Origin of the sequence: Stappia sp. P2PMeth1 (assembly GCF_900185735.1) — a bacterium.
Lineage (GTDB): Bacteria > Pseudomonadota > Alphaproteobacteria > Rhizobiales > Stappiaceae > Stappia.
Window position 1 is genome coordinate 173,334 of sequence record NZ_FYAW01000021.1, and the last position, 25,548, is coordinate 198,881.

At 68.8% G+C, this 25,548-nt stretch carries 23 protein-coding genes; 13 read left to right on the plus strand and 10 right to left on the minus strand.

Features of this window, described 5'->3' with window-relative positions; translation table 11 throughout:
• Window positions 1-10: 10 nt before the first annotated feature.
• The 3 genes from P2PM1_RS14585 (at window position 11) to dprA (ending at window position 3,171) form a co-directional block, all read left to right on the plus strand.
• Window positions 11-1,306, plus strand: a complete 1,296-nt coding sequence (locus P2PM1_RS14585; RefSeq protein WP_186399552.1) for a dihydroorotase — start codon at window positions 11-13, stop codon at window positions 1,304-1,306.
• A 102-nt stretch (window positions 1,307-1,408) separates the two neighbouring features.
• The gene (gene plsY / locus P2PM1_RS14590) at window positions 1,409-2,029 is read left to right on the plus strand and encodes a glycerol-3-phosphate 1-O-acyltransferase PlsY (RefSeq protein ID WP_186399553.1); all 621 of its coding nucleotides are present in this window, start codon (window positions 1,409-1,411) and stop codon (window positions 2,027-2,029) included.
• A complete protein-coding gene (dprA, locus tag P2PM1_RS14595) occupies window positions 2,026-3,171 on the plus strand; it encodes a DNA-processing protein DprA (protein WP_186389055.1) in 1,146 nt (381 codons plus the stop codon). Before plsY ends, dprA begins: the two co-directional genes overlap by 4 nt.
• 2,047 nt (window positions 3,172-5,218) lie before the next feature.
• On the opposite strand, the gene rpmG is transcribed toward dprA, so the two are convergent.
• The 5 genes from rpmG to topA all read right to left on the minus strand — a co-directional run bounded on the left by rpmG (window position 5,219) and on the right by topA (window position 11,818).
• Window positions 5,219-5,386 (minus strand): 50S ribosomal protein L33, encoded by a 168-nt coding sequence (rpmG, locus tag P2PM1_RS14600; protein WP_186389056.1) that lies wholly within the window; start codon window positions 5,384-5,386, stop codon window positions 5,219-5,221.
• 168 nt (window positions 5,387-5,554) lie between these two features.
• On the minus strand, window positions 5,555-6,298 hold the full coding sequence (locus P2PM1_RS14605) for an NUDIX hydrolase (protein ID WP_186395284.1): 744 nt from the start codon (window positions 6,296-6,298) through the stop codon (window positions 5,555-5,557).
• Complete coding sequence (locus tag P2PM1_RS14610; protein ID WP_186399554.1) at window positions 6,295-6,783, minus strand: DUF983 domain-containing protein; 489 nt, start codon at window positions 6,781-6,783, stop codon at window positions 6,295-6,297. The genes P2PM1_RS14605 and P2PM1_RS14610 overlap by 4 nt, the downstream gene beginning before the upstream one ends.
• Complete coding sequence (rnr, locus tag P2PM1_RS14615) at window positions 6,780-9,032, minus strand: ribonuclease R (protein ID WP_186399685.1); 2,253 nt, start codon at window positions 9,030-9,032, stop codon at window positions 6,780-6,782. Before rnr ends, P2PM1_RS14610 begins: the two co-directional genes overlap by 4 nt.
• 86 nt (window positions 9,033-9,118) lie before the next feature.
• Window positions 9,119-11,818, minus strand: a complete 2,700-nt coding sequence (topA, locus tag P2PM1_RS14620; protein WP_186399555.1) for a type I DNA topoisomerase — start codon at window positions 11,816-11,818, stop codon at window positions 9,119-9,121.
• Window positions 11,819-12,289: 471 nt separating this feature from the next.
• On the opposite strand from topA, the gene P2PM1_RS14625 reads away from it, so the two are divergent.
• Window positions 12,290-12,931 carry a DUF2799 domain-containing protein gene (locus tag P2PM1_RS14625; protein WP_186399556.1) on the plus strand — a complete coding sequence of 214 codons (642 nt, stop codon included), beginning with the start codon at window positions 12,290-12,292 and terminating at the stop codon, window positions 12,929-12,931.
• Between the two features lie 15 nt (window positions 12,932-12,946).
• Here the strand turns inward: P2PM1_RS14625 and P2PM1_RS14630 are convergent, their stop codons facing one another.
• Window positions 12,947-14,434: a PleD family two-component system response regulator gene (locus P2PM1_RS14630; protein ID WP_186399557.1), complete on the minus strand. Its 1,488-nt coding sequence runs from the start codon at window positions 14,432-14,434 to the stop codon at window positions 12,947-12,949.
• 27 nt (window positions 14,435-14,461) lie between these two features.
• Window positions 14,462-14,830 (minus strand): response regulator, encoded by a 369-nt coding sequence (locus P2PM1_RS14635; RefSeq protein WP_186389062.1) that lies wholly within the window; start codon window positions 14,828-14,830, stop codon window positions 14,462-14,464.
• A 156-nt stretch (window positions 14,831-14,986) separates the two neighbouring features.
• Here P2PM1_RS14635 and P2PM1_RS14640 point away from each other — a divergent pair, with 156 nt between their 5' ends.
• From P2PM1_RS14640 to P2PM1_RS14650, 3 genes are read left to right on the plus strand one after another with little or no spacing between them, the layout of a single operon-like run.
• Window positions 14,987-15,316 (plus strand): DUF3572 domain-containing protein, encoded by a 330-nt coding sequence (locus P2PM1_RS14640; RefSeq protein WP_186399558.1) that lies wholly within the window; start codon window positions 14,987-14,989, stop codon window positions 15,314-15,316.
• Window positions 15,313-15,993 (plus strand): hypothetical protein, encoded by a 681-nt coding sequence (locus tag P2PM1_RS14645; protein WP_186399559.1) that lies wholly within the window; start codon window positions 15,313-15,315, stop codon window positions 15,991-15,993. Before P2PM1_RS14640 ends, P2PM1_RS14645 begins: the two co-directional genes overlap by 4 nt.
• A 38-nt stretch (window positions 15,994-16,031) precedes the next feature.
• Complete coding sequence (locus P2PM1_RS14650; RefSeq protein ID WP_186399560.1) at window positions 16,032-17,384, plus strand: DNA polymerase IV; 1,353 nt, start codon at window positions 16,032-16,034, stop codon at window positions 17,382-17,384.
• On the opposite strand, the gene P2PM1_RS14655 is transcribed toward P2PM1_RS14650, so the two are convergent.
• A complete protein-coding gene (locus P2PM1_RS14655; RefSeq protein ID WP_186399561.1) occupies window positions 17,381-18,109 on the minus strand; it encodes a GntR family transcriptional regulator in 729 nt (242 codons plus the stop codon). The genes P2PM1_RS14650 and P2PM1_RS14655 overlap by 4 nt on opposite strands.
• Before the next feature lie 250 nt (window positions 18,110-18,359).
• Between P2PM1_RS14655 and P2PM1_RS14660 the strand changes: the two genes are divergently transcribed.
• Both P2PM1_RS14660 and P2PM1_RS14665 read left to right on the plus strand, forming a co-directional pair.
• Window positions 18,360-19,340: a N(4)-(beta-N-acetylglucosaminyl)-L-asparaginase gene (locus P2PM1_RS14660; protein WP_186399562.1), complete on the plus strand. Its 981-nt coding sequence runs from the start codon at window positions 18,360-18,362 to the stop codon at window positions 19,338-19,340.
• A gap of 77 nt (window positions 19,341-19,417) precedes the next feature.
• Window positions 19,418-20,446 (plus strand): amino acid ABC transporter substrate-binding protein, encoded by a 1,029-nt coding sequence (locus P2PM1_RS14665; RefSeq protein ID WP_371636753.1) that lies wholly within the window; start codon window positions 19,418-19,420, stop codon window positions 20,444-20,446.
• Window positions 20,447-20,521: 75 nt separating this feature from the next.
• Here the strand turns inward: P2PM1_RS14665 and P2PM1_RS14670 are convergent, their stop codons facing one another.
• The gene (locus tag P2PM1_RS14670; RefSeq protein ID WP_186399563.1) at window positions 20,522-21,376 is read right to left on the minus strand and encodes a cell envelope integrity EipB family protein; all 855 of its coding nucleotides are present in this window, start codon (window positions 21,374-21,376) and stop codon (window positions 20,522-20,524) included.
• Window positions 21,377-21,569: 193 nt separating this feature from the next.
• Here P2PM1_RS14670 and P2PM1_RS14675 point away from each other — a divergent pair, with 193 nt between their 5' ends.
• The 4 genes from P2PM1_RS14675 (at window position 21,570) to P2PM1_RS14690 (ending at window position 24,856) form a co-directional block, all read left to right on the plus strand.
• Complete coding sequence (locus P2PM1_RS14675; protein WP_186389070.1) at window positions 21,570-22,034, plus strand: RidA family protein; 465 nt, start codon at window positions 21,570-21,572, stop codon at window positions 22,032-22,034.
• A gap of 25 nt (window positions 22,035-22,059) precedes the next feature.
• Entirely contained in the window at window positions 22,060-22,830 is a 771-nt protein-coding gene (locus tag P2PM1_RS14680; protein WP_186399564.1) for a glycerophosphodiester phosphodiesterase family protein, read from the plus strand.
• Window positions 22,831-22,952: 122 nt separating this feature from the next.
• On the plus strand, window positions 22,953-24,212 hold the full coding sequence (locus P2PM1_RS14685) for a GNAT family N-acetyltransferase (RefSeq protein WP_186399565.1): 1,260 nt from the start codon (window positions 22,953-22,955) through the stop codon (window positions 24,210-24,212).
• Between the two features lie 215 nt (window positions 24,213-24,427).
• Complete coding sequence (locus P2PM1_RS14690; protein WP_186399687.1) at window positions 24,428-24,856, plus strand: HIT family protein; 429 nt, start codon at window positions 24,428-24,430, stop codon at window positions 24,854-24,856.
• Between the two features lie 14 nt (window positions 24,857-24,870).
• Here P2PM1_RS14690 and P2PM1_RS14695 read toward each other — a convergent pair whose 3' ends face one another.
• Complete coding sequence (locus P2PM1_RS14695) at window positions 24,871-25,533, minus strand: glutathione S-transferase family protein (protein ID WP_186399566.1); 663 nt, start codon at window positions 25,531-25,533, stop codon at window positions 24,871-24,873.
• Between the last annotated feature and the right edge of the window lie 15 nt (window positions 25,534-25,548).

A 25,548-nucleotide genomic window follows, 5' to 3' on the forward strand; every position in this document is an offset into this window, starting at 1 on the left:
GAGCCCGGCCATGGCAAACCCGCAGAGCCCGATCCTCCTCACAAATGCCCGGGTGATCGACCCGGCAAGCGGCCTTGATGCGCCCGGCAGCGTCTTGATCGAGAACGGACGCATCACCGCCGCAGGGCCGGCGGCGCAGAACCAGGGCGCCCCGGAAGGAACCGAGGTGATCGACGTGGCCGGCGCGGTCGTCGCCCCCGGCCTCGTCGACATGGGCGTCACCGTCGGCGAGCCCGGCGCCGAACACCGCGAGACGCTGGCCAGTGCCAGCCAGGCGGCGGCGGCCGGCGGCGTCACCACCATCGTCACCTCCCCCGACACGGATCCGGTGATCGACGACCCGGCGCTGGTCGACTTCGTGCTGCGCCGCGCCCGCGACACGGCCTGCGTCAATGTCCACCCCTTCGCCGCGCTGACCAAGGGTCTTTCCGGCGAGGAGATGAGCGAGATCGGCCTGTTGCAGGACGCCGGCGCCGTCGCCTTCTCCAACGGCCACCGCTCGGTCACCCATGCCGGCATCATGCGCCGGCTGATGACCTATGCCCGCGATTTCGGCGCGCTCGTCGTGCACCACACGGAAGACCCGGCGCTGGCCGGCGGCGGCGTCGTCAACGAGAGCCTGTCGGCAAGCTGGAAGGGCCTGCCGGCCAGCCCGCGCGAGGCCGAGATCATCATGGTCGAGCGCGACCTGCGGCTCGCCGCGCTGACGCGCGGGCGCTACCACGCCCAGTCGGTCTCCTGCACTGAGAGCACCAGGGCGATCGCCCGGGCGAAGGCAGACGGGCTCGACGTTACCTGCGGCATCACCGTCAACCATCTGACGCTGAACGAGAACGACATCGGCCCCTACCGGACCTTCTTCAAGATGTCGCCGCCGCTGCGCTCGGAAGACGAGCGCCAGGCGATGATTGCCGCGCTCGCCGACGGCACCATCGATGTCATCGTTTCGGGCCACGACCCGCAGGACGTGGAAACCAAGCGCCACCCCTTCGCCGAGGCCGCCGACGGCGCCATCGGGCTGGAGACGCTGCTGGCCGCCGGCCTGCGCCTCGTCCATTCCGGCGAGATCGGCCTTGTCCCCCTGCTTGCGGCGATGACCTGCAACCCGGCCCGCCGGCTGGGCCTGGAGGCCGGCCGGCTTGCGGCAGGCGCCCCGGCCGACGTTGTCGTGTTCGATCCGGACCGGCCCTGGGTGCTGGACAAGACCCGGCTGAAGTCGCGCTCCAAGAACACCCCGTTCGAGGATGCGCGCTTTACCGGCCAGGTGCTGCACACCATCGTCGCAGGAAAGATCGTCACGCCCTGAAGGCGTCAAACGCTCTTGGATCAGGCCCCTCGGGAAAAGCGGATTTGCCTTTCCCTGCTTGTGCTTTAGAGTTACCGCGCTGTTGCAACCGGAGGCTGCGCGTTGCCCGATCCGATCAGTTGGGGTCTCGTCTGGCCCTATTACCTTGCCGCCCTCGCCTTCGGCTATCTGCTGGGCTCGATCCCGTTCGGGCTGATCATCACCCGGCTGGCGGGCCAGGGCGACATCCGCAAGATCGGCTCCGGCAATATCGGCACCACCAATGTGCTGCGCACCGGCAAGAAGCATCTCGCCGCCCTCACCCTTCTCGGCGACATGCTGAAGGGCACGGTGGCGGTGCTGGTCGCGAGCCGCTATGGCGGGCCGGACCCGGCGGTGATCGCCGGCCTCGGCGCCTTCATCGGCCATCTCTTCCCGGTCTGGCTGCGCTTTCGCGGCGGCAAGGGGGTTGCCACCTATCTCGGCGTGCTGCTCGGCCTCTACTGGCCGGCGGCGCTCGCGTTTGCCGCGATCTGGGTCGCGGTCGCCGTGGTCACGCGCTACTCCTCCGCCTCGGCGCTGGCGGCGAGCTTCGCCACCCCCGTGCTGCTGTGGTTCGTCTTCGACCGGGCGCAGGTGGCCGAGCTGATGGCGCTGCTCTCGGTGATCTTGTGGGCCAAGCATCACGAGAATATCGGCCGCCTTCTCAAGGGCACCGAAGGCCGGATCGGCCAGAAGGGATGAGCGCAGGCGCGACCGGGCGCGGTCGCGCCCTTTCCGAGCGCCAGCGCCTCGCCTGGCTGCGGCTGATCCGCTCCGAGAATGTCGGCCCGGTCACCTTTCGCGAGCTGATCAACCACACCGGCTCGGCCGAGGCGGCGCTCGCCGCCCTGCCCGAACTCTCCCGCCGCGGCGGCAAGCGCGCCATCCGCATCGCCTCGCAAGACGAGGCGGAACGCGAGATCGAGGCGCTGGCGCGGATCGGCGGGCGCTTCAGGGCACTCGGCGAACACGGCTACCCGCCCCTGCTGCGCCATGTCGACGGCGCGCCGCCGCTGATTTCCGTGCTCGGCTCCGACGACCGGCTGGCGGACGGCGCCACCATCGCCATGGTCGGCGCGCGCAACGCCTCGCTGGCCGGGCAGAAGATCGCCAGCGAGATCGCCGGCTACCTGTCGGCGGCCGGCTATACCATCATCTCGGGGCTGGCACGCGGGATCGACGCGGCCGCGCACCGGGCGGCGCTTGCGGGCGGCACGGCGGCGGTGCTGGCCGGCGGCATCGACATCATCTATCCGCCGGAAAACCGCGACCTCTATCACGACATCGCCGCGCGCGGCGCCATCGTCAGCGAGATGCCGTTCGGCTGGAAGCCGCGCGCCCGCGATTTTCCCCGCCGCAACCGACTGATCTCCGGCATGGCGCTGGCAACGGTGCTGATCGAGGCGGCGCGCGGCTCCGGCTCGCTGCACACGGCGCGCTTCGCCGCCGAGCAGAACCGCGAGGTCTTCGTGGTGCCGGGCTCGCCGCTCGATCCGCGCTCGGAAGGCGGCAACCGGCTGATTCGCGACGGCGCAACGCTGGTCGCAAACGGCGCCGACGTGCTGGAAAGCCTCGGGCCGCGCCGCATCGCCGACGACATCCCCGGCCTCGACATCGAGGAACCGGACGCGGACGGACGGCGGATCGCCCCGCCGGATGTCGGCGACAGCGACCGCAGCCGCGTGCTCTCGGCGCTGGGGCCGGCACCGGTCGAAGTCGACGAGCTGATCCGCTACACCGGCCTCTCCGCCCGCATCGTCCACGTGATCCTGCTGGAGCTGGAACTGGCCGGCCGGCTGGAACGCCATCGCGGCCAGCGCATCAGCCTGATCGACGGCCGCTGAGGCGGCCGGCGTCCTCGCGAGGCTCCAGGGGCGTTCCACCGGCGCTGTGGGTGTGCTTCGGGGGAGTTGGGGGAGAGTTCAAAGAGCGCTCCAGCCACGCTGCGGAGAGAGCGGCTCCGCTGTTGCGATCCCCATCCCGGACAGGCGCAGGAGGCGGCCGGCCGAGCGGCTCATTCCCGCCGGCAGGGCCAAGATCACCGCGAATTGCAGCCCGCAACAACCACAACCTAAATTTCAACCAAGAGAAGCACAGGGGTTGCGGAATAGATGCAAATGCCCGAATACAACCTGTGATAAGGATCAGCGCCTGCCCGCTTTCTCCGCTCCCGGCCGCTGCAGTTCGACATGCCGGTCGAAGGCCTCCACCCGCGCCATCTCCAGCAAATATGCTAGGAATTCCAATTCGTTATTCGAGGCAAGGTCCCTCAGTTCACGGCAAATCTGGGCGCAGTAGCGGGCGGCCTCAGAGCGGTCGTTATGGGCATCTATCGGCATTGTGTGACCCGGTTGTTGGCTTGTCGAGGCGGCATGGAAGGTTTGCACAACCATTGATTTTATACAATCATAGTACACGTCAAAAACGATCTCTGGCAAGCTGATGACGTGATATTCGCGTGCCGTACCCGCAACTTGCGCAGTTCTACGGACCTTGCCTCCGGTCGCCCCCGTGCCAGCGCGCCAGCGTCCGGACGGCGGGCGCCTGCCGAGCCGGGACGACAGTCGGAGCGTGGAACGACGGCGGCGGGGATGCGGGGCCGCGCCTCCCTCTCGAACGTCGTCCCGGACGAGGTCGGAGGCCGAAGATCCGGGACCCATTGGCCCCCTTGGCGGGCATGAGGCGGAAGGCGCGCGCCCCTCTCGGCTGTCATGCCTGCGAAGGCAGGTATCCAGTATCCGCCGGAGTTGGTGGTGGCGTGAAGGCAGCAGCCGGCGGCCGTCCGGCGGCAGCATCACGGCTCGAACCGAGCGACCTGTGGTTACTGGGTCCCGGTCTTCGGCTTCACTGAGGCCGGGACGACAGCCGGTGGATGGAGCTCGGCCGGTGCGTCCTCGCCGCCGCTCTGGCAGCCAATGGGCACCGGGTCGCGCTAGCGCGCGCCCGGTGTGACGGCAGAGGGGGAGGAAAGCGCACACCCGTCCCAAGCGCTCGCGCGGAGGAGCGCAAGGCCGCGCCTCCCTCTCGGACGTCGTCCCGGACGAGGCCGAAGGCCGAAGATCCGGGACCCATTGGCACCCTTGGCGGGCATTAGGCGGAAGGCGCTGGCGTTGTCCCCTCTCGCTGCTCCAGCCTCTCCCGTCGTCATTCCGGCCAAGGCGCAGCCGCGGGCCGGAACCGGAGAGCCACGGTGCGTGTGGCGTCGTTCGGGGAGCGTGTCCGACAGGCCCTCGGCTCGCCGGTCCCGCATCTCCGCTGCGCGTCGTGCGGGAGGGCGCAGGGAGGGGGCTGCCGCGCGGGAGGACGCGCAAAAAAGAGAGGAGCGGCGTCCGGAAGAAGGCGGAGAGAAGGAGAGCCGAGGAGGAATCGATCCGCAAATCCGCGCAAAACGCAACAATATTGCGAGGCCGGCGGATTAACCGATCTCATTTACATAAAAATGAAAGAAATTCTTAGCGAAGCCGGCGAGCGTGTTGATTCGTCGAAGCTTTCGAGTAGTCTTCGGGAACCGGCCGCGACCGCTCCAACCGAACCGTCGCCGCCTGTTCCTGCCGGCCGCCGCTTTCGGCTCCGACCGGCAGGGTGACCCACGGCACGTTCAGGTCCGCCGCATCTCCTGACACCCGTGGGCTTGATCGGCGTCCCCCGGGTTTGGAGTGGCCTCCTCGTGTCCCGGCCGGGACGCCGATCGCCTGCCCCCTCGCGCACTTCGCAGTTTTCTCAAGGGGGGGCTCAAGGGCTCCCGGCCTCAGGGGCTGTCAGTGGCTCCCAGAACCGTCAGTGGCTCCCAGAACCAAGGGCTTTCGGGACGCCAAGGCCGCGCGGCGCCGCAACGCAAAAGGCCCCCGAAGGGGCCTGAAGCGGCGGGACCGATGCGCTGCGCGCGAGGTCTTACTTGATCTTGGTCTCGCGGAACTCGACGTGCTTCTTCGCGACCGGATCGTACTTCCGCTTGACCATCTTGTCGGTCATGGTGCGGGAGTTCTTCTTGGTCACGTAAAAGAAGCCCGTGTCGGCCGTCGACAGCAGCTTGATCTTGATGGTGTTTGCCTTGGCCATCGTTCTTGTCCTTGCACTTGTGTCCGGCCGTACGTCGGAGCCTCCGCTGTTCGGAGAGGACGCTCCACCGGTTGTTCTGGGAAACTGAGCGCGCACCATACGTTTCGCGCGCCCAAAGTCAAGCGGGAAGGCGCGCGGCGCTCCCGGTTTCGCGCCCCGATCCGCGCCTCAGATCTCCTCGCGCACGAAGCCCTTGCCGCGCCAGTAGTAGAACGGCACCGGATGGGCCGGATCGAGCTCGGGATCCTCGGCAAGCCGCGCCTGCAGCTCCTCGATCACCGTCAGCGTGATCGTCGGCAGTTCCAGCGCCTTGGCCTCCTGCAGGGTCAGCCAATGCACCTCCTCCAGCTCGCCGGAGGGGCCGGTGCCCGAGGGCAGACGGTCGGCCACCGCATCGGCGAAGACGGCGAGGAAGCGCGTGTCGAAGCGGCGCGGCCGGCGCGGCGGAGTGATGGCGCGGGCGATCAGCCGCACCGGCGACAGGTCCGGCAGCAGGTGGCGCTCGGAAAAGGCGGCCATGTCGCCGGCGCCCTGCCAGTCGATGTCGCAGCGGGAGCCGACCAACAGGCCGGCCTCCTCATAGGTCTCGCGAATCGCCGCCACGGTGAAGGCGCGGGTGCGGGCGTCCGTCTTCGGCCCCTTCATCGCATGGGCAAGCTTGCTGGCGACCACCGGATGGTAGTCGCCGACGACCGGCACGCGGCTGTCGGCCGGGTCGACCCGGCCGCCGGGAAACACGAACATGCCGGGCATGAAGCGGTGCCGCATGTGGCGGCGGCCCATCAGCACCCGGTGGTTGCCGTCGTCCCTGCGGTCGAGCACCAAGAGCGTCGCCGCATCCTTCGGCCGCAGGTTGGGATTGTCCATGTAGCGCTCGGCTTCCGACAGCCGGCGGACCAGAAACTCGCTCATGAACGGGTGCCGTCTCCGCCGAAATCATAGGCCGGCTGGTCGTCGCCGATGGCGTTGGGGTCGAAGCCGTGCATGTAATTGGCCCATTGCAGGCCGATCAGCGCGCCCTTGATCGGCGGCAGGCAGACCAGCGTCAACAGCACGATCAGCGGCAGCCACAGCGCCATGTGCACCCACATCGGCGGCACCGTCATCACCTCGACCGCGAGCGCGATCGGCAGCACCACGTGGCCGACCACGAAGATGGTGAAATAGGGCGGCGCGTCGTCGGCGCGGTGGTGGTGCAGCTCCTCGCCGCAGGAGGCGCAGACCGGCTCGACCTTGAGATACTTGCCGTAAAGGCGCCCCGTTCCGCAGGCCGGGCAGCGCCCCTTGGCGCCCAGCAGCATGGCGCGGCCGACATCGCGCTTGGGCTTGGCGTCCAGGGAGCCCCTGGCCGCGGCGGTGCCCACAAGCTCGGGCGATCCTGCATAGGTGACTGTCATGTGCGCCGTCCTTTCGATGGCCGCCCCCTCGGCGGCTGCCCGGTCTTGCCCGGGACACCGGCACTGCCGCTCTTGTGCTTGCGGCTGCGCGCGATGGTGCGCTCACGCGCATTCCTTCGCTTGTGATAGTGACCTTCGCTCAAAAGTTCAAACCGCAGCGCCCCCGCGTAAGGGGCCGCCTCGACCAGCCGGACCTCGACCAGGTCGCCAAGAGCGAAGGTTTCCCCGGTGGTTCGCCCGCTCATCGAATGCGACGATTCGTCGTAATGGTAATAGTCGGCGCCAAGGGTCGAGGCGGGCACGAACCCGTCCGCGCCGGTGTCGTCGAGGCGGATGAACAGGCCCGACTTGACGACGCCGGAGATCCGCCCGGCGAAGCGCATGCCGACCTGATCGGCCAGCCACAGGGCGATCAGCCGGTCGATCGTGTCGCGCTCGGCCAGCATCGCCCGCCGCTCGGCTGCCGAGACGTCGGCGCCGATCATCTCCAGCCGCCCCTCCATGCCGTCCGGCAGCCCGTCGTCGCCGAGCTTCAGCGCCCGGATCAGGCCGCGATGGACGATGAGATCGGCATAGCGGCGGATCGGCGAGGTGAAATGGGCGTAGCGGCGCAGGTTGAGGCCGAAATGGCCGATGTTCTGCGGCGAATATTCCGCCTGGGCCTGGCTGCGCAGGATCACCTGGTTGACCAGCTCGGCCTCCGGCGTGCCCTCGACCTTCCGCAGGATGCCGTTGAAAGCCGACGGGCGGATGCCGCCGCTCGAGGCAAGGCGGATGCCGAGCGTCCCCAGGAACTCCTTCAGCGCCTCCAGCTTTTCCGGGCTCGACGCGTCGTGGACGCGGTAGAGCAGCGGAACGCCGTGCTTCTCCAGCGTCTCGGCCGCCGCGACATTGGCCTGGATCATGAATTCCTCGATCAGCTTGTGCGCATCGAGGCGGGCCGGCACATGGACGCCGTCGACGGTGCCGTCCGGCTTCAGGCGGATCTTGCGCTCGGGAAGGTCGAGGTCGAGCGGCTCGCGCGCTTCGCGGCCGCGCTTCAGGCAGGCATAGGCGGCCCACAGCGGCCTCAGGACATCGTCCAGCACCGCATCGGCGACGATGCCGCCCTCCCCGTCGATGGCCGCCTGCGCCTTGTCGTAGGAGATCTTCAGCGCCGAGCGCATCATCACCCGGTGGAAGCTGTGGCGCAGCTTGCGCCCCTCCCCGTCGAAGACCATGCGCACGGCCATCGCCGGGCGCTCCTCGCCCTCCTTCAGCGAGCACAGCCCGTTGGACAGCGCCTCGGGCAGCATCGGGATCACCCGGTCGGGGAAATAGACCGAATTGCCGCGCAGATGCGCCTCGCGGTCGAGCGGCTCGCCGGGGCGGACGTAATAGGCGACATCGGCGATGGCGACGGTGGCGATATAGCCGCCCTCGTTGGCCGGGTCGTCGTCGGCGACCGCATGCACCGCGTCGTCATGGTCCTTGGCGTCGGCCGGGTCGATGGTGATCAGCGGCAGCTTGCGCCAGTCCTCGCGGCCCGACAGGGTCGCCGGCGTCGCCGCCTCCGCCGCCTCGATCACCCGGTCGGGAAAGTCATGCGGGATGCCGTGGGTGTGCAGGGCGATCTCGGAGACCGCCATTTCCGAATGCATGGCGCCGATGCGGCGGACGATGCGCCCGCGCGGCAGCCCGTAGCGGCCGACCTTGGTGACCCGGGCGCCGACGAGGTCGCCGTCTACCGCGCCCTTGAGATCGCTGGTGTCGATCTCCAGTTCCTTCTGCTTGCGGTCGATCGGCTCCAGGGAGGTGCGCCCGCGCGCCTGGCGCAGGATGCCGAGGACGCTGGAGGACTGGCGTTCGAGCAGCTTGATGATACGGCCGGCGCGGGACGCCTCGTCCCCCGTCGGATCGCCGGTGACGCGCACCAGGAGCCTGTCGCCGAGGCCGGGCACGCGCACATCGGACTTGTGCGGATCGGGCAGCACCAGGAGGCGCGGCGGCGTCCCGTGCTCGTCCTCGTCCCAGCTTGCCGGCTCGGCCAGCAGCTCGCCGTCGCTGTCGCGCCCGGTGACGACGACGACCAGCACCGGCGGCAGGTCGCCGGGGCGCGCGAGGCGCTTCTGCCGCTTTTCCAGCAGCCCGTCGTCGGCCATCTCGCGCAGCAGCCGCTTCAGATAGATGCGGGCGCCGCCGGTGATGCCGAAATGGCGGGCGATCTCGCGCTTGCCGGCCATGCCGGGATTGTCGGCGAGGAAGGCCATGATCGCGTCACGGCCCGGCAGCTCCGCCGCGCCCTTGGTCTTTTCGCCCTTTTTCGCCGCGCGCGGACGTTTCGGCGCCTTGGTGCTCAAGAAGCGCCATCCGCGGCGGCAGTCGCCTTCTTCGGCTTCGCCGCCGGTTTTTTGGCCGCCGGCTTCTTGGCCGCTGTCGTTTTCGCGGCGGGCTTCTTCGCGGCGGGCTCCTTCTTGGGCGCAGCCTTCTTGGCGCCCTTGCCCGACTTGCCGGCCTTGGCGTTGACGATCTCGATCGCCTCTTCCAGCGTCACCGTCATCGGGTCCTTGCCCTTGGGCAGGGTGGCGTTGACCTTCGCCCACTTGACGTAAGGCCCATAGCGGCCGTCCTGCACGGTGATCGGCCCGCCGTCCGGATGCGCGCCGAGCTCCTTCAGCGGAGCGGCGGCAGCGCCGCCGCGCGTCGACTTCGCCCGCTTCTGGGCCAGCGCATCGACCGCGCGGTTGATGCCGACGGAGAACACCTCGTCGGCGCTTTCCAGATTGGCATAGGTGCCGTCATGCAGCACGAAGGGGCCGTAGCGGCCGATGCCGGCGGAGATGATCTTGCCGTCCTCGGGATGCGGGCCGACCTCGCGCGGCAGCGACAGAAGCTGCAGGGCCTTGTCGAGATCCATGTCGGCGACCTGCCAGCCGCGCGGCAGCGAGGCGCGCTTCGGCTTGGCTTCCTCGCCGAGCTGGACATAGGGGCCGAACCGCCCGGAGCGCAGGGTGACGTCGAGGCCGCTCGCCGGGTCCTGGCCGAGCAGCTTCGGACCGTCGGCGATCTCCGCATCGCCCTCCTCGCCACCGCCGGCGGCCGAAAGCTGGCGCGTGTAGCCGCAATGGGGCGGGTTCTCGTTGGGAACCTTGCCCTCCAGCTTGTCCTTGTCGTAGTTCGAGCAGCCGACAAAGGCGCCGAAGCGGCTGACCTTCAGCGACAGGCGGCCGGAGCCGCAGACCGGGCACTTGCGCGGGTCCTCGCCATTACCCGTGTCCGGGAAGACATGGGCGGCCAGCATCTCGTTCAGCGCATCCAGCACCTGCGACACGCGCAGGTCCTTGGTGTCGTGCACCGAGAGGGAGAAGTCCTTCCAGAAATCGCGCAAGACATCCTTCCACGACAGTTCGCCGGCCGAGATGCGGTCGAGCTTTTCCTCCAGTTCCGCCGTGAAGTCGTATTCGACATAGCGGTTGAAGAAGCTTTCCAGGAAGGCGGTGACGAGCCGGCCCTTGTCCTGCGGGATCAGGCGCTTGCCGTCGAGCGTGACATAGTCGCGGTCGCGCAGGGTCTGCAGCGTCGAGGCATAGGTCGAGGGACGGCCGATGCCGAGCTCTTCCATCTTCTTGACCAGGGTCGCCTCGGTGAAGCGGGCCGGCGGCTCGGTGAAGTGCTGCGCGGTCTCGATGGACTGGCGCTCCACCTTCTCGCCCTCGCTCATCGCCGGCAGGCGGCGGGCGTCCTCGTCCTCCTCGTCGTCGCGGCCCTCCTGATAGAGCGCGAGGAAGCCGTCGAAACGCACGACCGAGCCGGTGGCGCGCAGGGTCGCCGACCCGCCAGCGCCGCTCGCGTCGATATCGACGGTGGTGCGCTCCAGCACGGCGGATTCCATCTGCGAGGCGATGGTGCGCTTCCACACCAGCTCGTAGAGCCGGGCGGCGTCGGGGTCGAGATAGCGGGCGACGTCGCGCGGGCGGCGGGTCAGGTCGGTCGGGCGGATCGCCTCGTGCGCCTCCTGGGCGTTCTTCGCCTTGGAGGAGTAGTGGCGCGGCTTTTCCGGAACGTAAGTGTCGCCGTAGTCCTTGCCGATCACCTTGCGGGCCGAGGCGATGGCCTCGCCGGCGATCTGCACGCCGTCGGTTCGCATATAGGTGATCAGGCCGACGGTCTCGCCGCCGATATCGGCGCCTTCATACAGTTTCTGGGCGATCTGCATGGTGCGGGCGGCGGCGAAGCCGTATTTGCGCGAGGCTTCCTGCTGCAGGGTCGAGGTGGTGAAGGGCGCGGCCGGATGACGGCGCTGCGGCTTCGATTCAACGCTCGCGACCTTCAGCGAGGCGGCGCGCAGGAAGGCGGCGATCCTGTTCGCCTGCTCCTCGTTGGCGATGTCGAGGCGGCCGAGCTTCTTGCCGTCGAAGGCGGCGATGCGCGCCTGGAAGGCAGCGCCGCCCGCCGTCGTCAGATTGGCCAGCACCGACCAGTATTCCTGGCGCACGAAGCGCTCGATCTCGGCCTCGCGGTCGCAGACGAGGCGCAGGGCGACCGACTGCACGCGGCCGGCCGAGCGGGCGCCCGGCAGCTTGCGCCACAGCACCGGCGACAGGGTGAAGCCGACGAGATAGTCGAGCGCGCGGCGGGCCAGATAGGCATCGACCAGCGGCTCGTCGAGCTCGCGCGGGTTGGCCATCGCGTCGAGCACCGACTTCTTGGTGATGGCGTTGAAGACGACGCGCTGGACCGGTTTGTCCTTCAGCGCCTTCTTCTGCCGCAGCACCTCGAGCACATGCCAGGAAATCGCCTCGCCCTCGCGGTCGGGGTCGGTCGCGAGGATCAGGCGGTCGGCATCCTTGACGGCGCGGACGATGTCGTTGAGGCGCTTCTGCGACTTCGCATCGACATCCCAGGTCATCGCGAAATCTTCGTCGGGCAGCACGGAACCGTCCTTGGGAGGCAGGTCGCGGACATGGCCGTAGGAGGCGAGGACCTGATAATCCGAGCCAAGATACTTGTTGATGGTCTTGGCCTTGGCCGGCGATTCCACAATGACGATATTCATGAGACCCCAAACAGGAAAACGGGCGCGCCGACCCGTCCGGACGGCGCCTTACAACGGATACGGCCTGCGCGACTGACGCGGGACGATCCCTCAAATCTATGGCCGCTGTCAAATGACCTTTCCGACGAGGCGGGTCAAGGGCGGCACGGCGACGCGCGGCGACAGGGCGCGGCGGGGGCCGCTCGGAGGCGCTCCCGGCACTCCCCAACCGCCCCCGGCTCCCCGGTCCCGGCTCGGCGCTGCGCGCCGTCCGGGAAGACGCCCGAGAGGGGGTGAGCGAAGCGGCGGCAGGGTGCGCGCGAAGCAGCGGCAGGGTGCGGCGGCGGCACCAGCAGAAGGGCGTGACGCGAAGCGGCGGCAGGTCGCAGCCTCAGGGCCGTTGCGTCCGCCCTGCCCGGTCCTGTAAGGAGAACATGCCGTTGGGGGGGCATATACCCGGTCGGCACGTCTTGGCTCACACGGGTGCATGTCATGAAATATGTTCTTCACGCAGCCTTGCTGCTGCTCGGCGCAGGCCTTCTCGCCGGCTGCGAAACCGTTTCCAAGGAACAATGCCTTGCCGGCGACTGGAGCGAGATCGGCCGCGCCCACGCCGCCCAGGGCTACCCGTCCTCGCGCTTCGAGGAGGTGACCAAGGATTGCGGCCGCCACGGCGTCACCCCCGATCCGCAGGCCTATATGAGCGGCTGGAGCGAAGGCGTGCTGCTCTACTGCACCCCGCTGAACGGCTTCAACCTCGGCCAGCAGAACACCAGCCTGTCGCCGATCTGCCCGCCCAACCTTGCCGGCGAGGCCGAGCGCGCCCACCGGCTCGGCCAGCGGCTGTGGTCCTCGCGCGACCGCCTCACCAGTCTGGAACGGCGCATCGACGAACGCCAGCGCGAGATCGACCGCCTCAACGCCGACCTTGGCCGGGTCAACTGCAGCGACAAGTCGGGCGACGAGCTGACCACCTGCCGCAACCGCCAGAACGACCTGCGCCAGAAGGTGCAGGACGCCCGCTTCAACATCCAGGAAGCCCGTTTCGAGCTGAACGACCGGCGCCGCGACTATGAAGCGACCAGATGGCAGGTGGAGGAGGAAGCCCGCCGCACGATCCCCGGCTACCGCTAGGAGGACGCCTGGAGCTCAGCCGGTGCGGGCGCCGCGGCCGGATGGCGCCGGAGCGGCCTCGCCCGCCGGAGCGCTTTCGGGACGGCCGGCCGGCGCATGACCCGTTCGGGTCTGCGCCTCGGCCTGCTGCCCGGACTGCTCCCCGGCCTGCTCCAGCGCCACGCGGTTGCGCCCCTCGCCCTTGGCCCGGTACAGCGCCTGGTCGGCCCGCTTGAGCATCTTCGGGCCGCTGTCGCCGGTTCCCCGATAGCTGGCGACGCCGATGCTGACGGTCACCAGCATCTCGTCGTCGGACGGCAGGCGGAAGGGCTCGGCCTCGATGACCTTGCGCAGCCGCTCGGCGATGCCGGCGGCCTTGTCCAGATCCGTCTCCGGCATCAGCATGACGAATTCCTCGCCGCCGAACCGGCAGGCGAGATCGAGGCTGCGGGTGTGCGAGCGCAGCCGCCGCGCCACGTCGCGGATCACCCCGTCGCCGGCGTCATGCCCGTGCAGGTCGTTGATCCGCTTGAAATGGTCGATATCGACCAGCATCAGCGCCAAGGGCAGGCCGGCCTCCGCCGCCTGGCGCAACTCGCTCGCCAGATGCGTCTCCAGATAGCGCCGGTTGCGCAGGCCCGACAGCGGATCGGTGACCGCCATCGCCAGGGTCTGCTCGACATCCGCCGCCAGCCGGTCCATCGCCCGCTTGCGGCTGACCTGGGTGCGCACCCGGATCAGCAGTTCGGTCTTGTCGATCGGCCGCGCGACATGGTCGTTGACGCCGAGATCGAGCGCCCGCGTCACCCGCGCGGTGTCGTCCGCATCGGCGATCAGCACGATCGGCACCAGCCGCGTGCGCTCCAGCGAGCGCAGTTGCGAGACGAGGCGCAGGGCATCGTAGCCGGCCATGCGCAGGTTGATCAGGATCGTGTCGTAGCCGCCATCGGCGGCGCCCAAGAGCGCCTGCGGCGCGGAGGGCTCGACCACCACGTCGTAGTCCCGCGCGAGCGCGGCGGCGAGCCGCTCGGCCGAGGTGGGCCGGTCATCGACGACGAGCACGCAGGCTGGCGCCTCGCCGGCCGGGTCGAAGTCGCTGGCAAGGCCGAATTGCGATCCGGTCTGGGCGCGCAGGCGCAACTCGTCGCTGAGCCGCTTGAGGCCGATCAGGTTGCGCACCCGCGCCACCAGCGCGACATCGTTGACCGGTTTGGTGAGAAATTCGTCGGCCCCGGCGCGCAGGCCGCGGATCCGGTCCTCGGCCCCGTCCAGCGCGGTGATCAGCACCACCGGGATATGCGCGCTGCGCGGGTCGGTCTTGATCCGCCGGCAGACCTCGAACCCGTCGAGGCCGGGCATCATCACGTCGAGCAGCACGATGTCGCAGGGCCAGCCGGCGAGGATCTCCAGCGCCTGGGCGCCGCTCACGGCGGAGCGGACCTCGAAATACTCGGCGCCGAGCCGGGCTTCCAGAAGCCTCACATTCGCCTTGACGTCGTCGACGACGAGAATGCGCCCGCTCATGCCCGCCCGTTGGCCCCCGTCCGTCGGTCAGTCGCCCAGATAGGAACGAACGGTTTCCAGGAATTTGGCGACCGAGATCGGCTTGGAGATATAGGCCTCGCAGCCGCCCTGGCGGATCCGCTCCTCGTCCCCCTTCATGGCGAAGGCGGTGACGGCGATGACCGGGATCGCCTTGAGGTCGTCGTCTTCCTTGATCCACTTGGTGACTTCGAGGCCGGAAACCTCCGGCAACTGGATGTCCATGAGAATCAGTTGCGGACGATGCTCGCGCGCCAGCTCCAGCGCTTCCATCCCCGTGCGGGTCTGCAGCGTCTGATAGCCATGCGCCTCGAGAAGATCGTGAAACAGCTTCATGTTGAGTTCGTTATCCTCAACAATCAGCACGGTTTTAGCCATAGTATTCGCCTTCGTCCCCGCGCCCGGCCTACCCGCGGCTCACATGCCGGCACGAGACCCGTGCCGGCTTGGCGAGAGCGTGACTGGCGTCGGCCCCTTACCCACGATAGGTACCATATATCGTAGAGGGAATTCGTTTCGGAAAGGCAAACGCGAATGATCGCGCGGCATTCATCCCGGCTGGGACCCGAGGAGGCGGAGGCGGTCGCCGCCGACGCGCTCGGCTATCTCGCCCATGACATGGAGCATCTCGGCCGCTTCCTGGCTCTCGCCGGCATCGGCCCGGCGGAGCTGCGCCAGGCGGCGGGCGAGCCCGGCTTCCTGATCGGCGTGCTGGAATTCTACATGGGCCACGAGGCCCTGCTGCTCGCCTTCTGCGAGGCGCGCGGCCTGCGCCCGACCACCATCGCCACCGCCCGCCACGCGCTCGATACCGCCCATGGCGGGGACGGCTTCGGGGATGGATTCGGGGACAGCGGCGCATGAGCGCGCCGACCCCGGTGCTGCCGGCGACGCTCGACCAGATCCGCCGGCTGCACGCGGCACAGCCCGCGCGCCCTGCCCGGCCGCTGGTCATCTGCGACGTCGACGAGGTGGCGCTGCTGTTCCTCGTCCATCTGGAGGAGCATATGGGCCGCTCCGGCCACCGCTTTCTCAGCCACGACTACAAGCTCACCGGCAACATCGCCGATGCCGCCGGCACGCTGCTGGAGGCGGCCGTGGTGCGGGCGCTGATCCAGGCCTTCTTCGACGAATGGGTCGAGCGGCAGCAGCCGGTGCCGGGTGCCGCCGACGCGCTGGCCGGCCTTGCCGGGGCCGCCGACGTGGTGTTCCTCACCAACCTGCCCGGCGACTGGAACCGCGAGGGCCGCATCCGCACCCTCACCAGCCACGGCATGACCTATCCGCTTATCACCAATTCCGGCCCCAAGGGCGGCGCGGTGGCAGCGCTTGCCGCCGGGCGCAGCGCGCCGGTCGTCTTCATCGACGACAGCCCCGCCAATATCCGCTCGGTGCGCGACAGCCATGCGGGCAGCACGCTGGTGCATTTCATCGCCGACAGGCGCTTCTTCGCCGGGGCGGAGGATATCGAGGGAACCGGCCTCAAGACCCATGACTGGGACACGGCGGCAACGTATATTCGCCAGGTGATCGGCGGCTGAGAGCCCACCCCGCCGCCGAAGGACCGGAGCCGCGGGACATGTCGGGCGCAGCGCCTGTTGGGGGAGATCGAGCGGACGGCGCGCAAGCCCCCCGCGCCGGCACCGTGCTGTGCCGCGACTGCCTGACCCGGGCGCCGGCGGCACTGCGCGGCAGCTTTCTGCGCTGCCGCGCCTGCGGCAGTCCGCGCGTGCTCTCCCATCCCGAGCTCGACAGCCTGTCGATCGCCCATATCGACTGCGACGCCTTCTATGCCTCGGTGGAAAAGCGCGACAATCCGGAGCTGACCGACCGGCCGGTGATCGTCGGCGGCGGCACCCGCGGCGTCGTCTCGACCTGCTGCTACATCGCCCGCATCAAGGGCGTGCGCTCGGCCATGCCGATGTTCAAGGCGCGCGAACTGTGCCCCGACGCGGTGGTGATCAAGCCGGACATGGCGAAATATGCCCGTGTCGGCCGCGACATCCGCGAGCGGATGCGGGCGCTCACGCCGCTCGTCGAGCCGCTGTCGATCGACGAGGCGTTTCTCGACCTGACGGGTACGCAGCGGCTGCACCACGCGAGCCCGGCGGAAACGCTCGCCCGCTTCGCCCGCTCCATCGAGGAGGAGGTCGGCGTCACCGTCTCCGTCGGGCTTGCCGCCAACAAGTTCCTCGCCAAGATCGCCTCCGATCTCGACAAGCCGCGCGGCTTCTCGGTGATCGGCGCGGCGGAGGCGAAAAGCTTCCTTGCCGGGCAACCGATCGGGCTGATCTGGGGCGTCGGCAAGGTGTTCCAGCAGAAGCTCGCCGCCGACGGGCTGACCACCATCGGCCAGTTGCAGACGATGGACCCGGTCGACCTTGCCCGCCGCTACGGCGCGATGGGTCTGCGGCTGGCGAGCCTTGCCCATGGCCGCGACGAGCGGCCGGTCTCGGCGAGCCGCGAGACCAAGAGCGTGTCGAGCGAAACGACCTTCGACACCGACATTTCCGATCTGGGGACGCTGCGCGCCATCCTGCGGCGCCTCGCGGAAGAGGTCTCGGCGCGGCTGAAGGCGGCGGATCTCGCCGGGCGCACCGTGACGCTTAAGCTTAAGACACCGGACTTCCGCATCCTCACCCGCTCGCGCAGCCTCGCTGATCCGACGCAGCTCGCCGACCGCATCTTCCGCACCGGCGAGGAGCTGCTGAAGGGCGCCGCGGACGGCCGCCGCTTCCGCCTGATCGGCATCGGCCTGTCGGAACTGAGCGACGGCACGCGGGCCGACCCGGACGACCTCGTCGACCCGGCCGCCGGCCAGCGCGCCAGGGCCGAGCGGGCCATCGACGCGCTGCGCTCGAAATTCGGCAGCCAAGCGGTCGAACTCGGCCTCACCAAGGCCGGCGACCCGCGCCGCCAGCGCGACCGCTAACGGCCGCTCTCGTCCACCGCTTCCTTCTGCCGCAAGGCCTTGAGCCGGGAAATCAACGTCCGCGCGCCCAGCAGGATATGCGTCGTCAGGTGCTCGCGGGCGGCAGCGACATCGCCCTTGCGGCACAGCTCGACCAGCATCCGGTGCTCGCGGCTCATCCGCTCGCGTCCGCCGGTCAGCCGGATCGGCAAGGGAAAATGCCGATAGGCATTGCGATAGAGCTTGTGCACCAGCTCCAGCGTGCGCGGCCGGTTCGCCGGCGCATAGAGCGTCGCGTGGAAGCGCCAGTTGAGATCCGACCAGCTCTCGTCGCGCAGGTCGCTCTCCATCTCCGCGACCAGCGCTTCGGCGCGGGCATAGTCCCGCTCGCTGAGGATCGGCATGGCCTGCTCCAGCAGCCAGCCTTCGAGCTGGGCGCGGATCTCGTAGGTCTCCTCCAGATCGTCGACCGAGAGCCCCGAGACCACCGCGCCCTTGTGGGTGACCAGCGTCACCAGCCCTTCCGCCTCAAGCTGATGCAGCGCCTCGCGCACCGGCACGCGGCTGACACCGAGTTCGCTCGCCAGCTTCTCCTGCCGCAACTGCGCGCCCTCCGGCAGGTCCCCGCTGAGGATGCGCTCGCGCAGCCGGTCGACCACCTGGGCGCTCGTCGTCTTGCGGCGCCCGGTCGAGGCTTCGCTCGATGCGGGCCCCGCCAGGGTTCCTGATGCTGCAGTCGATGTCATCGGCAGAACGCGCCTCTGTTGCGGTGTCGGTCGGGCAAGGCATAGCCCGTCGCCCGCCGCGATGATAGCAGCCTTTCGCCCGCGAAAAAATTGAATCCAATCTCTCAGAGAATCTGCCATACTGTCGCTCTTCGCATCTGGCGAGTCTTGAAAAATTCGGCGATAAACCGCCAAAAAATAGGCCATATGGCTCTCAAATAACTGGATACAAAATGAGTCAACAGACCGCTCACACACAGGCAAGGCCGGCATGATCGTCGTCTCCAACAACGAGGGGGGGTGCGGCATTCCGACGACGGCGCGGCTCCTGGCCGAGGGCCGCTCCGCGCTCGACGCGCTCGAGGCGGGCCTGCGCCTGGTCGAGGCGGACGAGAGCGTGCGCACCGTCGGCCGCGGCGGCTGGCCCAATCTTCTGGGCACCGTCGAGCTCGACGCCTCGGTCATGGACGGAACGACATTCCGCACCGGCGCGGTGGGCGCCCTCACCGGCTTCCTGCATCCGGTCAGCATCGCCCGTCAGGTGATGGAGCAGTTGCCGCACGAGGTCCTGGTCGGCGACGGGGCGCGCCGCTTTGCCGCCGAGATCGGCGCGGAGGCCGGCGAGCTGCTGATGCCGCACGCGGAAAACGCCTGGGAGCGCTGGTTCGCCACCGAAGTCGGCGAGGCCGACCGCCGGAACTGGCCGAACGTGCCGATGCGCGAACTGTGCAAGCAGGCGATCGACCCGGAGCTTGGCCGCGACACGACGGTGTTTCTCGGACAGGACCGCAACCGCGACATCGCCGCGGCGACCAGCACCTCAGGCTGGGGCTGGAAATATCCCGGACGCCTTGGCGACAGCCCGGCGATCGGCGCCGGCTCCTATGCGGACAGCCGCTTCGGCGCCTGCGCCTGCACCGGCGTTGGCGAGATGACCATCCGCGCCGGCACGTCGCGGGCGGTCGTTCTCTACATGAAGATGGGAATGAGCGTCGCGGACGCCGTCTACGAGGCGGTCGAGGACATGCGCCGGCTGGTCGGCGGCCTGATCGGCCGCGTCACTATCCACGCCATCGACGCGCAGGGAAACCACAAGGTCGTCGCGGTCAACGGACTGCCCGAGAACCACTACTGGATCTGGCGCGAGGGCGACCCCGCCCCCCGCGCCGAACCGGCGGAACTCATCGCCATCAGCGACGACCCGACACCGAGACCAACGGCGCATGGCCGCTACGAGGTCATGGACCTGTAGCGCGTGCCGCCAGCGGAAGGGCACGGGACAGGCCCGCGCCCTTGACCTGAAAACACGACCCAACCGGAGAACATGGAATGGCATCATCTGGCATCAGGCTGGCGATGGCCGCAGTGGCGGGAACGCTGCTGCTCGGCAATGCGGCGCTGGCGAAGGACACGCTCGACATCGTCAAGGAGCGCGGGCGGCTGGTCTGCGGAACCAGCACCGGCATCGCCGGCTTCAGCATGGCCGACGACAAGGGCGAATGGACCGGCCTCGACGTCGACGTCTGCCGGGCGCTGGCGGCGGCGATCTTCGACGATCCGCAGAAGGCCGACTTCGTGCCGCTGTCGAGCAAGGACCGCCTCGTGGCGCTGCAGACCGGCGAGATCGACGTGCTGCCGCGCACCACGACCTGGACGCTCGGCCGGGATGCCGGCATCGGCCTCGATTTCACCGCCGTCAACTACTACGACGGCCAGGGCTTCCAGGTGCGCCGCGACCTCGGCGTGGAGACGATCCGCGATCTGAACGGCGCCTCGATCTGCACCGTGCAGGGCACCACCAACGAGCTGAACCTTGCCGACTATTTCCGCGTCAACGGCATGACCTACCAGCTCGTCACCTTCCAGAGCATCGACGATACGGTGAAGGCCTATGAGAGCGGGCGCTGCGACGCGCTGACGACCGACATGTCGCAGCTCGTCTCCTACCGCCTGAAGATGGCCGAGCCGGACGCGCATATGCTGCTGCCCGGCGTCATCTCCAAGGAGCCGCTCGGCCCCTATGTCCGCCAGGGCGATGACGTCTGGTTCGACATCGTCCGCTGGACGGTGTTCGCGATGGTCAATGCGGAGGAACTCGGCGTCACCAAGGCCAATGTCGAGGCGATCGCCGAGACCAGCGACAATCCGGAGATCCGCCGGCTGCTCGGCCTGGAAGGCGAGTTCGGCAAGAATCTCGGCCTGACCAACGACTGGGTCGCCCGGATCGTCCGCCATGTCGGCAATTACGGCGAGTCCTTTGACCGGAACCTGGGCGCCGGCAGCCCGATGCAGCTCCCGCGCGGCGTCAACGCGCTGTGGTCGCAGGGCGGCATCCAGTTCGCCCCCCCGATCCGCTGATAACCGCTGATCGACCGCCGACGCAACCGGGTGCGGACGGGGTCTTCCGCCCGCACCCCCGCCTCGAAACGCCGCCTACCGGTCGCAGGCGCTGGCCTGCATCGGCGTCAGTTCGACAAGGTTTCCGCGCAGCTCGAAATCGCCGTAGTCGAGCACCAGGCGGCGGCTGACGCCGTTGTCATAGAGCAGGAAGCTGAGCTGGTAGATCGGCGTGCCCTCACCGCCGTCGCCCTTGCTCTCGTCGAAATAGGAGATCGTCACCGGCCAGTGGGCGCCCGCCCCGATGGCCCCGACGGCGGCCGGATCGTCGCGGCCGACATCGCCTGCACCCTCCCGGCGCGGGCCGATCACCGCCGTGGTGCCGTAGATCTTCTCGCCGGTCTCCGAGCCGTCGAACAGGTCGGCGACGAAGATCGTCTCGCCGCCGCGCGCCCGCGCCAGCAGGGTCATCAGATGCTCGGTCGGGAACAGCGCCGAGCCGGCCAGCGTCACCGCATGGTCCTTCGGCTTCTTCAGGTCGATGGCGATGGCCTGCGGCGTCCGCTCGGCCCGGCCCCGCGTTTCCTCGCTGAGCTGCTGGTTGATGAAGGTCTTGGAGAGGAACTGGAAGCTCTTGCCGGCCGGCTCCTCGAAGGAACTGGTCTGCAGGTCGGTGACCCGCGTGCCGCCGCTCTCGTCCGCCATCTGGGTGACGAAGCGGAAGGAGATGCTGTAGCCCTCGCAGGCATTGCCGGTGAACTCGTAGACCATGCGCCCGCGCACCGCCGCCATGCCGGCGGCGGCCGCGCTGTCGGTCAGGCCGAGGTCGTAGACGGCGCGGTGCGGCTGCAGCGGCGCTCCCGCGAGCGCGGTCGCAGGCGCGCCGGCCAGCGCCAGCAGGACGCCGAGCCCGGCCAGGGGAAGCGGGCGCGTCCAGTGGGTATGAAACATGAAGCCTGTCTCCTTGGAGCAATCCGAGCCCTAGTCTTGCCGATCCGGCGCGCGCCGACCAGACCCATTTATCGCATGCGCGCGGTGGCCGCGCCGATCATCCACCCGTTTCTCCCCTCCCGCCCGGCAGGCGGCTTGATGCCACACGGGATTTGCGCCAATGTCGCCGCCGACAATCCAAAGGAGGACCGCAATGTCGGGTCAGATCGAGGCACGCATCGCCGAACTGGGCGTCACCCTTCCCAAGGCGGCGGCGCCGGCGGCCAACTACGTGCCCTTCGTGCGCACGGGCAACCAGCTCTTCATCTCCGGCCAGATCCCAATGGGTCCGGACGGCATCCAGTTCCAGGGCAAGCTCGGCGCCGGCACCTCGATCGAGGACGGCCAGGCGGCGGCGCGGCTGTGCGCCATCAACCTGCTGGCCCAGGCCAAGGCCGCGCTCGGCGACCTCGACAAGGTCGTGCGCCTCGTCAAGATCGTCGGCTTCGTCAATTCCGCGCCCGACTTCGGCGACCAGCCGAAGGTGATGAACGGCGCCTCCGATTTCCTCGTCGAGGCGCTCGGCGAGCGCGGCCGCCATGCCCGTTCGGCCGTCGGCGTCGCCGGCCTGCCCTTCGGCGTCGCCGTCGAGGTCGAGGCGATCTTCGAGGTCGAGTAACGGCGGCGGGACGGCGGACACCACGATGCGTGACATTTCCTGGCTGACCAGCCGTCCCATCGCCCATCGCGGCTATCACGACAAGTCGCGCGGCTGTATCGAGAACAGCCAGAGCGCCGTGCAGGCCGCTATCGACAAGGGCTTTGCCATCGAGGTCGACCTGCAGCAGAGCGCCGACGACGTGCCGATCGTCTTCCATGACGACGAGTTGGACCGGCTGACCTTCGAAAGCGGACCGGTACGCCAGCGCAGCGCCGCCGAACTCACCCGCATCGCCTTGCGCGGTACCGACGACCGGCTGTGGACGCTGGACGACCTGCTCGCCCAGGTGGACGGCAAGGTCGGCCTTTGCATCGAGATCAAGTCGCGCTTCGGCCGCCGGCCCGAGCGCGCCTTCATCGCCGCCATCGCCGCCAGCCTTGCCCGCTATTCCGGCCCGGTCGCGGTGAAGTCCTTCGACCCGGAAATGCTCGCCCTGATGCGCGAGGCCGCTCCCGACATTCCGCGCGGCGCGCTCGGCGACGGCGCCCGCGACCTGAAGGACTGGGGCCATGCCAGCCGCGTCGAGCGCTTCGCCCTGCGCCACTTTCTGCACAGCGTCCGCACGCGGCCGAGCTTCGTCTCCTACTGGGTGAAGGACCTGCCGGCGCTGGCCCCCACAGTGCTGCGCAAGGCGTTCGGCCTGCCGCTGATCGCCTGGACGGTGCGCACCCCGGACGACCTTGCCCGCGCCCGCGCCTTCGCCGACCAGATCGTCTTCGAAGGCTTCGACCCGGACGCCGCCCCCTCCTCCTGACGCGGCGCCTGACGCGCCGCCTTTGCAGCACGCGTGCAGCGCACTAGATTTGACGGGCGAGTTCCCCATCCGGCCCGCAGCGCCTCTTCCCACGCGGGCCGCAAGCGTTGAAGGCCTGCCAAGTGAGTGCATGCGACGACGACACCCGCACGTTCCGCCTGAAGGCGATCGGCGGGCTTTCCGACATTCCGCGCGAAGAGTGGGACGCGCTCGCCAATCCCGGCTGGCGGCTGGAGCCGGGCGGCGGGCTGTCGCCCGCCCCACTTGAATCTGATTCTCCAGGCGCTGACTCAGTTTCTCCGCAAACCGCCTTCAACCCCTTCATTTCGCACGACTTCCTGTCGATCCTGGAGGAAGCCGGCTGCGTCGGCCGGCGCGCCGGATGGCTGCCGCAGCACCTCGTCCTGGAAGACCCGGAGGGGCGCGCCGTCGCCGCCCTGCCCTGCTATCTGAAGTCCCACTCGATGGGCGAATATGTCTTCGACCACGCCTGGGCCGATGCCTATGAGCGGGCCGGCGGCAGCTACTATCCGAAACTCCAATGCGCGGTGCCCTTCACCCCGGCGACCGGCCGGCGCTTCCTGACCGGCACCAATATCGACCGGCCGGCGGCCATCGCCGCGCTGGCGCAGGGGCTCCAGGACCTTTGCGCGCTGCGCGAGGCCTCCTCCGCCCACATCACCTTCATGGAAGCGGACGAGTGGGGGGCTGCGGGCGAGCACGGCTATCTGCTGCGCACCGACCAGCAGTTCCACTGGGAGAACCGGGGCTATGCCGATTTCGAGGGGTTCCTGGAAGACCTCGCCTCGCGCAAGCGCAAGCAGATCCGCAAGGAGCGGCGCGAGGCGGTGGCCGGCGGCATCGAGATCGAGCGGCTGACCGGTGCCGACCTCACGGAGGCGCATTGGGACGCCTTTCATGCCTTCTACGAGGACACCGGCGCGCGCAAATGGGGCCGGCCCTATCTCAACCGCCGCTTCTTCTCGCTGCTCGGCGAGCGGCTGGGCGGGCGGGTGCTGCTGGTGATGGCGCGGCGCCAGGGGCGCTACATCGCCGGCGCGCTGAATCTCATCGGCTCGCAGGCCCTGTTCGGGCGCAACTGGGGCTGCACCGAGGAGCATCCGTTCCTGCATTTCGAGGTCTGCTACTATCAGGCGATCGACCATGCGATCGAGCATGGCCTGCCCCGCGTCGAGGCCGGCGCCCAAGGCGCCCACAAGCTGGCGCGCGGCTATCTGCCGAGCCTGACGCGCTCCGCGCACTACATCGCCCATCCGGGACTGCGCGAGGCGGTCGCCGACTATCTGGCGCGCGAGCGCCGGGCGGTGGAGCAGGAAGGCGCTTATATCCGCGACGAGCATTCGCCCTTCAGGAAAGCCTGAAGACCCTGGCCCAAGCGATTCTGCCGACTCGTCTTTTCGCCGCAGTTGAATCGAGATGCGAGGCCGGCTCAGGCGGCCTTGGCGCCACCCGCGAGCCGCCGTTGAATCGATTTCTCAGCTTGACTCTGATTCTGAACTTGAACGCCGGCGGCGGCTGTGCTGCCAAGGGACACCCAAGTTCGCCCGCCAGGGCCCTACCGGAGAAAGCCATGCCGATCGAAGCTGCCGCCTATGACGACCAGAATGTCTTCGCCAAGATCCTGCGCGGCGAACTGCCCGCGCAGAAGGTGTACGAGGACGACAGGACCCTCGTCATCATGGACATCATGCCGCGCGGCGACGGCCATGTGCTGGTGATTCCGAAGGCCCCTTCGCGCAACATCCTCGACATCGCCGAGGACGATCTCAACGCGGTGATGAAGACCGTGCAGAAGATGGCGCATGCGGTGGTGCGCGCCTTCGACGCCGACGGCACCACCATCCAGCAGTTTTCGGAAAGCGCGGGCGGACAGGTGGTGTTCCACACCCATGTCCATGTCATCCCGCGCTTTGCCGGCGTGGCGATGCGCCCGCATACAGGCGAGATGGCCGACCAGGCGGTGCTGGCGGCCAATGCCGACAAGATCCGCGCCGCTCTCGCCTGAGCGAACGCCGAGGCTCAGTTGCCGCCGCTCGCCTGCGCGGCGGCGGCCTCGTGCTCGGCGTCGAGCCGGCCCTCGTCCTCGTGGACGCGCCGGAAGCTCGGCCGCGAGGTGATGCGCCCGGCATAGTCGGTGAAGACCGGCAGGTCCGGCACCAGCTTGAACATCAGCGTCCAGCGCAGCGCCGAGCCCCACTGGATGTCGGCGACGGTGATCTCGTCGCCGAGGATGTAGGGCGCCTTGCCGAGTTGCTCGGCCAGCGTCTCCATCACCTTGTCGTAGGTGCCATAGGGCGACTGCGGTCCGGGATCGTGGCCAAGAAACTTGTCTATCAGGGCCGGCTCGAAACTGGCGGCATAGAACACCATCCAGCGCAGATAGGCGCCGCGGCGCGGATCGCCGATGGCCGGGGTCAGCCCCGCCTGCGGGAAGAGATCGCCAGCATAGAGCGCTATGGCGATGGATTCGGTCACCACCGTGTCGCCATGGGTCAGCGCCGGCACCTTGCCGAGCGGATTGATCGCCAGATAGTCGGGCGACTTCAGCTCGCCGGCGCGCATGTTCAGAACATGCAGGTCGTAGGGCGCGCCGAGCTCGTCGAGCAGCACGCGGGTGGTGCTGGCGCGGCTGCGCGGGGCGTAGTGCAGCGTCAGCTTGTCGGCGGAACGTGTGTCGGACATGCGGTCTCCTTGAGG